Source organism: Paraburkholderia azotifigens (genome assembly GCF_007995085.1).
GTDB lineage: Bacteria > Pseudomonadota > Gammaproteobacteria > Burkholderiales > Burkholderiaceae > Paraburkholderia > Paraburkholderia azotifigens.
Genome location: NZ_VOQS01000001.1, coordinates 194832 through 208375 on the forward strand (window position 1 = coordinate 194832; position 13544 = coordinate 208375).

The following is a 13544-nucleotide window of genomic DNA, read 5'->3' on the forward strand; positions in this document are numbered from 1 at the left end:
AAAAACCGGTTGACGAAACGAAAAAGGTTCTTCATAATCTCGTTTCTCTGCTGCTGATGCAGCAACGCGGTGAAAGCAAGGCGCTTCCTGCGAATGTTCTTTAAAAACTAACAGCCGATAAGTGTGGGTGCTCGATGGCGGCGCACGGCGATCTTCGGGTCGCCGAGATAGCGAAAGTAATCGAGTCTCACACAGAAAGAAATTGAGGAAGGTTTGATGGAGCCGAGAGGCTCGGTCGAATCATCTGTCAGTGATTTTGAGTGAGCGACCGGGTTCGAAAGAGCCCGAACAACAGTAACAGGTTTGAACTGAAGAGTTTGATCCTGGCTCAGATTGAACGCTGGCGGCATGCCTTACACATGCAAGTCGGACGGCAGCACGGGGGCAACCCTGGTGGCGAGTGGCGAACGGGTGAGTAATACATCGGAACGTGTCCTGGAGTGGGGGATAGCCCGGCGAAAGCCGGATTAATACCGCATACGCTCTGTGGAGGAAAGCGGGGGATCTTCGGACCTCGCGCTCAAGGGGCGGCCGATGGCAGATTAGCTAGTTGGTGGGGTAAAGGCCTACCAAGGCGACGATCTGTAGCTGGTCTGAGAGGACGACCAGCCACACTGGGACTGAGACACGGCCCAGACTCCTACGGGAGGCAGCAGTGGGGAATTTTGGACAATGGGGGCAACCCTGATCCAGCAATGCCGCGTGTGTGAAGAAGGCCTTCGGGTTGTAAAGCACTTTTGTCCGGAAAGAAAACCATCGCCCTAATATGGTGGTGGGATGACGGTACCGGAAGAATAAGCACCGGCTAACTACGTGCCAGCAGCCGCGGTAATACGTAGGGTGCGAGCGTTAATCGGAATTACTGGGCGTAAAGCGTGCGCAGGCGGTTCGCTAAGACCGATGTGAAATCCCCGGGCTTAACCTGGGAACTGCATTGGTGACTGGCGGGCTAGAGTATGGCAGAGGGGGGTAGAATTCCACGTGTAGCAGTGAAATGCGTAGAGATGTGGAGGAATACCGATGGCGAAGGCAGCCCCCTGGGCCAATACTGACGCTCATGCACGAAAGCGTGGGGAGCAAACAGGATTAGATACCCTGGTAGTCCACGCCCTAAACGATGTCAACTAGTTGTCGGGTCTTCATTGACTTGGTAACGTAGCTAACGCGTGAAGTTGACCGCCTGGGGAGTACGGTCGCAAGATTAAAACTCAAAGGAATTGACGGGGACCCGCACAAGCGGTGGATGATGTGGATTAATTCGATGCAACGCGAAAAACCTTACCTACCCTTGACATGTACGGAATCCTGCTGAGAGGTGGGAGTGCCCGAAAGGGAGCCGTAACACAGGTGCTGCATGGCTGTCGTCAGCTCGTGTCGTGAGATGTTGGGTTAAGTCCCGCAACGAGCGCAACCCTTGTCCCTAGTTGCTACGCAAGAGCACTCTAGGGAGACTGCCGGTGACAAACCGGAGGAAGGTGGGGATGACGTCAAGTCCTCATGGCCCTTATGGGTAGGGCTTCACACGTCATACAATGGTCGGAACAGAGGGTTGCCAAGCCGCGAGGTGGAGCCAATCCCAGAAAACCGATCGTAGTCCGGATCGCAGTCTGCAACTCGACTGCGTGAAGCTGGAATCGCTAGTAATCGCGGATCAGCATGCCGCGGTGAATACGTTCCCGGGTCTTGTACACACCGCCCGTCACACCATGGGAGTGGGTTTTACCAGAAGTGGCTAGTCTAACCGCAAGGAGGACGGTCACCACGGTAGGATTCATGACTGGGGTGAAGTCGTAACAAGGTAGCCGTATCGGAAGGTGCGGCTGGATCACCTCCTTTCCAGAGCTAGCGTTTCAAAGTTGAGTGCTCACACTTGTCGGCTGTTGTTTGAAGACAGGCTCAGGGGTCTGTAGCTCAGTCGGTTAGAGCACCGTCTTGATAAGGCGGGGGTCGATGGTTCGAATCCATCCAGACCCACCATTGCCTTGTCTGGTGTGGTTGGCTCGATCACTGGCTGGACGTCCTCTGTGCGCTGTATGACTGGGGGATTAGCTCAGCTGGGAGAGCACCTGCTTTGCAAGCAGGGGGTCGTCGGTTCGATCCCGTCATCCTCCACCAATTCCCAATGCACAGTGGTCTGCATGAAGCAGAAGACTCTGCATTGGCAATTGAGCCAGTCAGATGCGGTATTGCAGTTAGATATCGGCTGTCGTTCTTTAACAATCAGGAAGAAGTAGTAAAGAGATTCACGAAAGTGTACTTAGAGATGGGTACATGAGTAGGTGAATCAGGGTTGTGATTGTATCGATGTATTTTAAGGGTTGTCGAAAGACAGCCTTGGAATACGGCACAACGCGAATACTCAGCCTGTAGCGAGTGGTTCTTGCAAGAGACACACCCGTTATAGGGTCAAGCGAACAAGTGCATGTGGTGGATGCCTTGGCGATCACAGGCGATGAAGGACGCGGTAGCCTGCGAAAAGCGGTGGGGAGCTGGCAAACGAGCTTTGATCCACCGATATCCGAATGGGGAAACCCGGCCCGTATGGGTCACCCGCAGCTGAATACATAGGCTGCGTGGAGCGAACGCGGTGAACTGAAACATCTAAGTAACCGCAGGAAAAGAAATCAACCGAGATTCCCAAAGTAGTGGCGAGCGAAATGGGACCAGCCTGTACTCTTTATTTGTGGTGTTAGCCAAACGCTCTGGAAAGTGCGGCCATAGTGGGTGATAGCCCCGTAGGCGAAAACATCATGAAAGAACTAGGTGTACGACAAGTAGGGCGGGACACGTGAAATCCTGTCTGAAGATGGGGGGACCATCCTCCAAGGCTAAATACTCGTGATCGACCGATAGTGAACCAGTACCGTGAGGGAAAGGCGAAAAGAACCCCGGGAGGGGAGTGAAACAGATCCTGAAACCGCATGCATACAAACAGTCGGAGCCTCGCAAGGGGTGACGGCGTACCTTTTGTATAATGGGTCAGCGACTTACATTCAGTGGCGAGCTTAACCGATTAGGGCAGGCGTAGCGAAAGCGAGTCCGAACAGGGCGATTCAGTCGCTGGGTGTAGACCCGAAACCAGGTGATCTATCCATGGCCAGGATGAAGGTGCGGTAACACGTACTGGAGGTCCGAACCCACTAACGTTGAAAAGTTAGGGGATGAGCTGTGGATAGGGGTGAAAGGCTAAACAAACCTGGAAATAGCTGGTTCTCTCCGAAAACTATTTAGGTAGTGCCTCGTGTATCACCTTCGGGGGTAGAGCACTGTCATGGTTGAGGGGTCCATTGCGGATTACCTCGCCATAGCAAACTCCGAATACCGAAGAGTGCAATCACGGGAGACAGACATCGGGTGCTAACGTCCGGTGTCAAGAGGGAAACAACCCAGACCGCCAGCTAAGGTCCCCAAATATGGCTAAGTGGGAAACGAAGTGGGAAGGCTAAAACAGTCAGGAGGTTGGCTTAGAAGCAGCCACCCTTTAAAGAAAGCGTAATAGCTCACTGATCGAGTCGTCCTGCGCGGAAGATGTAACGGGGCTAAGCCATATACCGAAGCTGCGGATGCGTGCTTTGCACGCATGGTAGGAGAGCGTTCCGTAAGCCTGCGAAGGTGCGTTGAAAAGCGTGCTGGAGGTATCGGAAGTGCGAATGCTGACATGAGTAGCGATAAAGGGGGTGAAAGGCCCCCTCGCCGTAAGCCCAAGGTTTCCTACGCAACGTTCATCGGCGTAGGGTGAGTCGGCCCCTAAGGCGAGGCAGAAATGCGTAGCTGATGGGAAGCAGGTCAATATTCCTGCACCAGTGTGAAATGCGATGGGGGGACGGATCGCGGAAGGTTGTCCGGGTGTTGGAAGTCCCGGTCGCTGCGTTGGAGAAGGTGCTCTGGCAAATCCGGGCACGGGATTCAAGGGCGTGGCGCGAGCTCCTTCGGGAGCGAAGCAATCGGAAGGGGTTCCAGGAAAAGCCTCTAAGCTTCAGTTTCACATTGACCGTACCGCAAACCGACACAGGTGGGCGAGATGAGTATTCTAAGGCGCTTGAGAGAACTCGGGAGAAGGAACTCGGCAAATTGGTACCGTAACTTCGGGATAAGGTACGCCCCTGTAGCTTGACGCCCCTGCGGGCGGAGGGTGAAGGGGTTGCAATAAACTGGTGGCTGCGACTGTTTAATAAAAACACAGCACTCTGCAAACACGAAAGTGGACGTATAGGGTGTGACGCCTGCCCGGTGCCGGAAGATTAAATGATGGGGTGCAAGCTCTTGATTGAAGTCCCGGTAAACGGCGGCCGTAACTATAACGGTCCTAAGGTAGCGAAATTCCTTGTCGGGTAAGTTCCGACCTGCACGAATGGCGTAACGATGGCCACACTGTCTCCTCCCGAGACTCAGCGAAGTTGAAGTGTTTGTGATGATGCAATCTCCCCGCGGCTAGACGGAAAGACCCCATGAACCTTTACTGTAGCTTTGCATTGGACTTTGAACCGATCTGTGTAGGATAGGTGGGAGGCTATGAAGCGTGAACGCCAGTTTGCGTGGAGCCGTCCTTGAAATACCACCCTGGTTTGTTTGAGGTTCTAACCTTGGCCCGTGATCCGGGTCGGGGACAGTGCATGGTGGGCAGTTTGACTGGGGCGGTCTCCTCCCAAAGTGTAACGGAGGAGTACGAAGGTACGCTAGGTACGGTCGGAAATCGTGCTGATAGTGCAATGGCATAAGCGTGCTTAACTGCGAGACCGACAAGTCGAGCAGGTGCGAAAGCAGGTCATAGTGATCCGGTGGTTCTGTATGGAAGGGCCATCGCTCAACGGATAAAAGGTACTCTGGGGATAACAGGCTGATACCGCCCAAGAGTTCATATCGACGGCGGTGTTTGGCACCTCGATGTCGGCTCATCTCATCCTGGGGCTGTAGCCGGTCCCAAGGGTATGGCTGTTCGCCATTTAAAGAGGTACGTGAGCTGGGTTTAAAACGTCGTGAGACAGTTTGGTCCCTATCTGCCGTGGGCGCTGGATATTTGAAGGGGGCTGCTCCTAGTACGAGAGGACCGGAGTGGACGAACCTCTGGTGTACCGGTTGTCACGCCAGTGGCATCGCCGGGTAGCTATGTTCGGAAGAGATAACCGCTGAAAGCATCTAAGCGGGAAACTCGCCTTAAGATGAGATATCCCCGGGGCTTCGAGCCCCTTGAAGGGTCGTTCAAGACCAGGACGTTGATAGGTCAGGTGTGGAAGCGCAGTAATGCGTTAAGCTAACTGATACTAATTGCCCGTAAGGCTTGATCCTATAACAGGTGTGTTTCGTGTCGATGATCGTTAGTGCTTCAGCACTGACGGGCATCCCACCCCCGAAGGGGGCACGGAATGCAGGATGTTTGAGTGATCGATGTTGTGCCACAAACAACACACCCCGCTTTACACTTCTTCCAGATTGGCTGTGGCGCCAGGTTCACCCGAACCCGCCGCGACGCAGCAACCCGTCATGCCTGATGACCATAGCGAGTCGGTACCACCCCTTCCCATCCCGAACAGGACCGTGAAACGACTCCACGCCGATGATAGTGCGGATTGCCCGTGTGAAAGTAGGTAATCGTCAGGCTCCTTACCCAGTCCAAGACCCCGCCCTCAAAAGCGGGGTCTTGGCGTTTGTGGGCCACACATTGCTGTTCGTCTCGTGGTCAACACGTGACATCTTTCCCAAGATGTCTGTTTCTCTTCAAAAACTTTGCCGCATCGGATCGATTCGCCGCACCAGGCCGCTCCGAAGCACAGCTGGCGGATGTACGCCAGTCATCAATCTTCCTTTCTTCAGACCGCTTAACTGTTCTAACGCGATGATACTTGGCGCCAGAGTCAAGTCAGGCTAACGGCCGACCGCGTTTGATCTGCCACCACGCTGGAACCCTGTCCCAAAGCCACCCCGCCCCACCCCCACACCCCTCTCAAAAAGGGCGCCATTCCCCTCCCAAATTCCGTGTAGGATACTGTACAAATATACAGGTATTTTCCTACGCCGATGTCAGCCGCCGCTTCCCGTGCCGAAGAGATTCACCCATCGCTATGGCGAGCCTCGCAGCTCGCACGCGGAGGGCGGCGCACGCTCGATACCGGCTATCCCGCGCTATCCACCGAGTTGCCAGGCGGCGGCTGGCCGATTGGCGTGCTGGTTGATTTGCTGGTCCAAACCCCCGGCGTCGGTGAAATGCGGCTGTTGCGGCCTGCGCTGAGTTCATTGGGCGAGCGTCCCATCGCACTGGTGCAGCCACCACATATTCCGGATGGCTTGGGCCTCGATTACATCGGACTCTCGCTCGATCAACTGCTGCAAGTCAAAGCCCCCAAAAGCGCCGACGCCTTCTGGTCCGCCGAACAGATCCTGCGCGCCGGCACCTGCGGTGCGTTGATCCTGTGGGCGCAGCACGCGCAGGCGTCATCGCTGAGGCGTCTGCATCTGGCGGCGCAGTCGTCTGAGACGCTCTTCATCATGGTCCGGCCGCTAGCCTCGGCTCAGGACTCGTCGCCAGCTTTATTGCGACTGGCGTTACGACCTTCGGCCGATGGCCTGATGGTCGATATCGTGAAACGACGAGGCCCAACACGCGCGGAGCCTCTGTCGATTCCTCTTCAACCCACACCCGTTCTGTTTTCCCGTCATGCGCGTCTTTCTCGCCGTCCACTTGCCGAAGTTGCCGCTCGAAGTCTTTCGACCGAGGTGGTCGCCTGAGCCCGAGCACGGCAGCGTCGTGCTGGAGAAAGACAAGGTTACGATCGCCGACGGCGCGGCCCGCGCAGCGGGCGTCCGGCTCGGAATGAAGCGCGGTGGCGTGCTGACGTTGTCGCCGGAAACAGCGATGTACGAACGCGATATCGCGCGCGAGAGCGCGACGCAGCGCGAAGTCGGCGTCGCGCTGATGAAATTTTCGCCCGACGTCACGTTGCTCGACGAAGCGACCGTGCTCGTCGAAGTCGGCGGCAGCTTGCGGCTTTTCGGCGGACTGTTATCGCTGTGCCGTGAGGCAAAGGCGATTCTCGACGCGCTCGGTCTGACGGCGCGCATCAGCGCCGCGCCGACGGGGCAGGGCGCATGGTTGCTGGCGAAGCACGGCAATCGCCGCGTGCTGCAACTCGCGTCGCTCGAACGCGTGCTCGAGCCGCTGCCGATGCTCGACGTGCCGGAGATCCGTCCATTTGCCGACTGGTTCGGCGGACTGGGCTGCGAATCGATCGCCGATGTGCGCCGTCTGCCGCGCGCCGGATTGCAGCGGCGGTGCGGCGAGCATCTGCTGGATTCGCTCGATCGTGCGTTCGGCACTGCGCCGGAACTGTTCGACTGGCTCGAGTTGCCGCCTACGTTCAGCGCGCGTCTCGAATTGCCCGATCGTCTGGAGCATGCGGACGGCGCGGTGTTTGCCGCGCATCGGCTGATCGTGCAGTTGTGCGGCTGGCTGTGCGCGAAGCAGCTGGCCGTGACGGCGATCACGCTGTCGTTCGAGCATGAGCGCGGTCGCGAAGCCATTGCGCCGACGTCGCTCGACATCGCGTTGGGCGAAGCCGCGTGGCGCGAAGATCATCTGCTGCGTCTCGTGAAGGAGCGGCTGCACCGCCTCACGCTGGAGGCGCCCGCGATCGCGTTGCGGCTCGATGCATCGAAGGTCGATGCGGCCGAGCCCGCGACCGATCAGCTTTTCCCCCAACCGGGCGGTTCGCCGGCGGATCATGCGCGGCTGGTCGAATTGCTGATCGCGCGCAATGGCGAAGAGAACGTGCTGCGTCCGGCGCCGACAGCCGACTACCGGCCCGAAATCGCGAACCGCTGGCTGCCCGTCAACCACGCAGAAAAGAAAATCCAGCTGCCCAAAGGCTTGCCGCGACCGACGTGGATGCTGGCGACGCCCGTGCGTCTGCTGATGCGCGAGCACCGGCCGTTTTACGGTTCGCCATTGAAGATCGCGTCGCCGGGCGAGCGGATCGAAGCGGGCTGGTTCGATGGTGCGCTCGTCACGCGCGACTATTTCGTCATGCAAGGCGAGGATCGCAGTTGCTACTGGGTTTATCGCGAGCGTGTCAGCAGCCGCGATGCCGAAGAGGAGCCGCGCTGGTTCCTGCACGGCCTGTTCGGATGACGCGCGATGGATACGACGTTCAATGTTTTGCCGGCCTACGCCGAGCTGTTCTGCCTGTCGAACTTCACGTTTCTGCACGGCGCCTCGCATGCGGAGGAACTGGCCGAGCGCGCCTCCCAGCTCGGTTATTCCGGACTCGCCATCACCGATGAATGTTCGCTCGCGGGCGTCGTGCGTGCGCACGTCGCGGCGAAGGAAAAAGGCTTGCCGCTCGTCATCGGTTCGTACTTCCGGCTGCGCAATGCCGACGGTACGCCCGCGTTCGGGTTGATCCTGCTCGCGCAGAATCGCGAGGGCTACGGCAATCTGTCGGAGTTGATCACGCTTGCACGCACGCGCGCACCAAAGGGCGAATATCGGCTGACGCCGCACGATCTGTCGCGGCCCGATCGCGAGAACGCGCATCTGCGCGGCATGCCCGATTGCCTCGCGATCCTCGTGCCCGATTTCCCCGCGAATGAAGAGGTGCTCGACGCGCAGATCGAATGGCTCGACGAAACATTTCCGGGCCGCGCGTGGGTCGGGCTCGTGCTGCATCAGCGCGCAATGGACGACATTCATCGCGGCTCGGTCGAATATGTCGCGAACAAACAGAACGTGCCCGTCGTCGCATTGGGTCATGTCGTGATGCATGTGCGCTCGCGCAAACCGTTGCAGGACACGATGACGGCGATCCGCGTTGGCAGGCCGGTGCACGAATGCGGTTACGAACTCGCGCCGAATGCCGAGCAGCATTTGCGCTCGCGTTTGCGTATCGCGAATCTGTATCCCGATCACACGGTGCGCGAGACGATCAGCGTGCTATCCCGCTGCGCGTTTTCGCTCGATCAGCTTCGCTATGAATATCCCGACGAACTCGTGCCCGAGGGCTATACGCCGACTCAATATCTGCGGCAGGAAACGTACATCGGCGCGCAGCAGCGGTTTCCTTCGGGCATTCCGTTCAACGTGCAGGAGCAGATCGAACACGAACTCGCGCTGATCGCCGATCTCGGTTACGAGCCGTACTTTCTGACCGTCTACGACATCGTGCGTTATGCGCGCAGTCAGCACATCCTGTGTCAGGGACGCGGTTCGGCGGCCAATTCGGCCGTGTGCTATTGCCTGGGTGTGACAGAAGTCGATCCCGCGCGCGGCAACATGCTGTTCGAACGATTTATCTCGAAAGAGCGCGGAGAACCGCCAGACATCGACGTCGACTTCGAGCATCAGCGGCGCGAGGAAGTGATCCAGTACATCTATCGCAAGTACGGCCGCGACCGCGCGGCGATCGCGGCGGCCGTGTCGACATACCGGCCGCGCGGCGCGTTGCGTGAAACGGGCAAGGCGCTCGGCGTCGATCCGCAGATCGTCGATGTCGTCGCGAAGTCGCATCACTGGTTCGATACGAGTCACGATCTGCTCAAGCGCTTCGAAGAGTCGGGCCTCGATCCTGACAAGCCACTGATCCAGGCGTGGGCGCGGCTCGCTTCGCAGTTGCTGAATTTTCCGCGTCATCTGTCGCAGCACTCGGGCGGCTTCGTGATCAGCCGCGGCAAACTCACGCGGCTCGTGCCCGTCGAGAACGCGGCGATGGCCGACCGCTCGGTGATCGAGTGGGATAAGGACGATCTCGAAGCACTCGGTCTGCTGAAGGTCGACGTGCTCGCGCTCGGCATGCTGTCGGCGATCCGGCGCACGCTGGATCTCGTCGCGGAACAGCGCGGCGAGCGTTTCGAGATGCAGGACATTCCGCCCGAAGACAAAGCGACCTACGACATGATCTCGAACGCCGACACGATCGGCGTGTTCCAGATCGAATCGCGCGCGCAGATGAGCATGCTGCCGCGCTTGCGTCCGCAAGAATTCTACGACCTCGTGATCGAAGTCGCGATCGTACGGCCGGGGCCGATTCAGGGCGGAGCAGTGCATCCGTATCTGCGACGTCGGCAGAAACTCGAACCCGTCAGTTATCCGGGCGACAAGCTGAAGATCGCGCTCGAACGCACGCTCGGCGTGCCGATTTTCCAGGAGCAGGTGATGCAGGTCGCGATTCTCGCGGCGGGCTTCACGCCGGGCGAAGCGGATCAATTACGTCGTGCGATGGCCGCATGGAAGCGCAAGGGCGGGCTCGAAAAATACTATGACCGGATCGTCAACGGCATGCGCGAACGTGGCTACGAGCAGAGTTTCGCCGAAGCGATTTTCGAGCAGATCAAGGGCTTCGGCGAATACGGCTTTCCGGAGAGCCACGCGGCGAGTTTCGCGCTGCTGGTGTATGCGAGCAGCTGGCTGAAGTGCCACGAGCCCGAGGCGTTTCTCGCCGCGATGCTCAACAGCCAGCCGATGGGTTTCTATTCGCCGTCGCAACTCGTGCAGGATGCGCGGCGGCATGGCGTGATCGTGTTGCCTGTCGATGTGACGGTGAGCGGTTGGGACTCGGCGCTCGAAACGGTAGAGGGGCGTGCGCGTCCCGCCGTGCGCCTCGGGCTGTCGCTGTTGCGTGGCATGAAGGACGGCGCCGCCGAGCGTATCGAGAATGCGCGCGCCGTGCGGCCGTTCAGAAGCGTGCACGATCTCGCGCGCCGCGCGCAGCTCAACCGGCACGATCTGCATGTGCTCGCCGATGCAAACGCGCTGACTTCACTGGCGGGCAACCGGCGTGAAGCGCTGTGGCATTCGGTGGCCGCCGTGCCCGACAAGGACATGCTGGCCGTCGCCGCCATTCAGGACGACACGCCTGAGCTTGGTGCGCCGTCGGAGGCGCAGGATATCGTCGCCGATTATCGTTCGGTGGGACTGACGCTCGGCCGTCATCCGCTGGATCTGCTGCGGCCCGTGTTGCTGGAGCAGCGTCTGATGCCCGCATCGGCATTGCGCAACTATCGCAATGGCAGGCTCGCGCGCGGTTGCGGCATCGTCACGGTGCGGCAGCGTCCGGGCACGGCGAAGGGCGTGCTGTTCGTGACGATCGAAGACGAAACGGGCAACGTCAACGTGATCATCTGGCCGAGCCTGCTGGAGAAGCAGAGACGGGAAGCGCTCGGCGCGTCGTTGCTTGCCGTGTACGGCACGTGGCAATGCGAAGGCGAAGTGCGCCACCTGGTGGCGCAACGGCTCGTCGATATGTCGCATCTGCTGGGCGGCCTGCAATCGGTGAGCCGCGATTTCCACTGATCTCTAACTATGCGCTAACCGCGCCACGGAAACAGCGCGAAAACCTCACGAATCGCCGTATCGAACGGCGTGCGCCGGCCGATGCCGAGTGCTTCGAGCCGCGCCGAGTCGAGATGGCAGTTGTGCGGGCGCGGCGTGGCGTCCGTCGGCGTGTGCTGCGGTGTCAGTTGCGCGTCGATCTGCAAGGCGCTCGCGAGACGTTGCGCGATGTCGTGCTTCGTCATCGGCTCATCGCCGGACCATTGCACCGTGCCGCACACCGGCTCGCCACACGCGTGCCGCTCCAGCAACTGACGGACGACGACGGCGACATCGAGCGTATACGTCGGATAGCGGATCGCCCATGCGTCCATCACGGCAGGTTTCACTTCCGGCGACGTACGCGCCGACGCGGCAATCGCGGGCACGAGACTCGTCACGGCCGACTCCTGCCAGTCGACGATCGGCCCGAACAGCAGCGGCAGGCGCAGCACGCAGCCGAGATCCGTCGTTTCGGCAAGCGCCCGCTCGCCTTCGAGCTTGCTGCGGCCATAGGCGTTGATCGGCGACGGCGTCGCGTCGTCACGATAGGGCGGCGCTTTGCCGTCGAACACGTAGTCTGTGGAAATGGACAGCACCCACGCGCCGCGCTGCCGCGCAGCCGACGCAATCGCGCGCACGGCGTCCACGTTCAGCGCACGCGCGAGCGCCGGATCGTTTTCGCATACGTCCGGACGCCGCTCGGCTGCCGCGACGACGATTGCATCGGGCCGCTCGCGCTCGATGAACTGCGCGACCGCTTCGGCATCGCGGATATCGAGCCGTACGCTGCCCTGGCTCTGGCGGCTGAAGGTTGTTTGGACCAACCGCCAGTCCCGCTGCTGCACGAGTTCGCCGACGATCGCGCGCCCCAGCAGACCCGATGCGCCGATAACGACAACCTTGAACATGCGCGCGTTCCCGCTCAATTGCCGGCGACGCCGACGACCGTATAGCCGGCTTCGTCGATGGCGGCCTTGAGCGTGTCGACGGACGCGTCCGACTGGACGGCGACCTTGCCCGCCGACAGATCGACCTGAACCTGTGCGCCCGCGTCCTGTTCCTGGATGGCGCGCGTGACGGCCGCGACGCAATGCTGACAGCTCATGCCTTCTACCTTGAATTCGATGCTCATGCTTTTCCTCTGGCTGATAAGTCCTGCAACGGTTGAATTATGCCTGTCGAACGGCCATATCATGATTGACCTTCCCACAGTGGGAAGGTCAAGAATCATGCAACGTATCGAGAAGGCAAAGTGGGGAACGAGTGATGAATATCGGTGAAGCGGCCCGCGCGTCGGGCGTGACGGCGAAGATGATCCGCTATTACGAGAGCGTGGGATTGCTCGCGGCGAAAGAGCGCACGACGGCGGGTTATCGCGTTTACGGCGCGCAGGAGGTTCATTCGCTGCGCTTTATCCGGCAGGCACGGCGGCTGGGGTTTCTGGTCGAGGACATCCGCAAGCTGCTCGCGCTGTGGCACGACCGGTCGCGCGCGAGCGCGGAGGTGAAGTCGATCGCGCTGGAGCATGTGGCCGAACTGAACCGCCGGATCGACGAACTCACCGAGATGCGCGACACGCTGACCCATCTCGCCGAGCATTGCCATGGCGACGACCGTCCGGATTGCCCGATCATCGAAAGCCTGGCGGCTGCTGATTCGTCGGCCGCTGCGCCGGATTGTCACGGCCATTGCAAAACAGTGCCGCAACGTTGAGATCAATTGGGCTTTATGCACATAAATTGTGCATATATGGCGCTTCGCCTGCCCGATTCCCAATGAATCTCGAAAAAAGCCGCAAAGAATCAACACTTTGATCGGCAGATTGGCGTGCACCATTCCAAAACGGAATGCACGGTATTCGTGCAATTCACTGGCAAGGTTGCGCCATAACGCTATAATTCGGGTTAACCCTTATACGGGAAATCCCTGATGCTAAATTCACCGGGGGTTATTCACTGATCCTTGGAGTACATCATGTTTGCATTTTTGATCGAAAAGCTGAGCAACTGGTTTGAAACTGCTGAACGTAGCCGCCGTGAGGCTTACCTCGCAGCGTCGTCGGACATCGTCCAGCTCGAGCAACGCATCCGTTCGCTCGAAACCAGCGGCTACTCGCTGTAAGTCATTCGCCCCGGATTGCGCGGCATTCTGTTCGCCGCGAGCCTGAGTCGCGAGCTCAAGCCCCGCCATGCGGGGCTTTGTCACATCTGGAGCCGGCGAGTTGCGCTACGCTGGCTGGCACCGA

At 59.4% G+C, this 13544-nt stretch carries 7 protein-coding genes, 2 tRNA genes and 3 rRNA genes; 10 read left to right on the top strand and 2 right to left on the bottom strand.

The window, feature by feature from the left end; all coding sequences use genetic code 11:
- Positions 1–305 precede the first annotated feature (305 nt).
- From FRZ40_RS00920 to FRZ40_RS00955, 8 genes are all read left to right on the top strand, one after another.
- Positions 306–1836: ribosomal RNA gene (locus FRZ40_RS00920) — 16S ribosomal RNA — on the top strand.
- A 64-nt stretch (positions 1837–1900) separates the two neighbouring features.
- Positions 1901–1977: transfer RNA gene (locus FRZ40_RS00925), tRNA-Ile, on the top strand.
- 62 nt (positions 1978–2039) lie between these two features.
- Positions 2040–2115 (top strand) — tRNA-Ala (locus tag FRZ40_RS00930).
- A gap of 289 nt (positions 2116–2404) precedes the next feature.
- Positions 2405–5286 (top strand): 23S ribosomal RNA (locus tag FRZ40_RS00935).
- A 198-nt stretch (positions 5287–5484) separates the two neighbouring features.
- Positions 5485–5598, top strand: a 5S ribosomal RNA gene (gene rrf / locus FRZ40_RS00940).
- Together the 16S, 23S and 5S rRNA genes with 2 tRNA genes alongside form the textbook arrangement of a ribosomal RNA operon.
- A gap of 417 nt (positions 5599–6015) precedes the next feature.
- Complete coding sequence (gene imuA / locus FRZ40_RS00945; RefSeq protein WP_035543248.1) at positions 6016–6723, top strand: translesion DNA synthesis-associated protein ImuA; 708 nt, start codon at positions 6016–6018, stop codon at positions 6721–6723.
- Entirely contained in the window at positions 6653–8122 is a 1470-nt protein-coding gene (locus tag FRZ40_RS00950; protein WP_193566960.1) for a Y-family DNA polymerase, read from the top strand. Before imuA ends, FRZ40_RS00950 begins: the two co-directional genes overlap by 71 nt.
- A gap of 6 nt (positions 8123–8128) precedes the next feature.
- Positions 8129–11278, top strand: coding sequence for an error-prone DNA polymerase (locus tag FRZ40_RS00955; protein ID WP_147233012.1), 3150 nt, complete (start codon positions 8129–8131; stop codon positions 11276–11278).
- A 14-nt stretch (positions 11279–11292) separates the two neighbouring features.
- On the opposite strand, the gene FRZ40_RS00960 is transcribed toward FRZ40_RS00955, so the two are convergent.
- Entirely contained in the window at positions 11293–12207 is a 915-nt protein-coding gene (locus FRZ40_RS00960; RefSeq protein ID WP_147233013.1) for a dTDP-4-dehydrorhamnose reductase family protein, read from the bottom strand.
- Positions 12208–12221: 14 nt separating this feature from the next.
- Positions 12222–12431: a heavy-metal-associated domain-containing protein gene (locus FRZ40_RS00965; RefSeq protein ID WP_028369715.1), complete on the bottom strand. Its 210-nt coding sequence runs from the start codon at positions 12429–12431 to the stop codon at positions 12222–12224.
- A 134-nt stretch (positions 12432–12565) separates the two neighbouring features.
- Here FRZ40_RS00965 and cueR point away from each other — a divergent pair, with 134 nt between their 5' ends.
- Together cueR and FRZ40_RS00975 are read left to right on the top strand one after the other, a co-directional pair.
- Positions 12566–13012: a Cu(I)-responsive transcriptional regulator gene (gene cueR, locus FRZ40_RS00970; protein WP_028369716.1), complete on the top strand. Its 447-nt coding sequence runs from the start codon at positions 12566–12568 to the stop codon at positions 13010–13012.
- Between the two features lie 261 nt (positions 13013–13273).
- The gene (locus FRZ40_RS00975) at positions 13274–13420 is read left to right on the top strand and encodes a DUF3563 family protein (protein ID WP_081767638.1); all 147 of its coding nucleotides are present in this window, start codon (positions 13274–13276) and stop codon (positions 13418–13420) included.
- Positions 13421–13544: the final 124 nt, after the last annotated feature.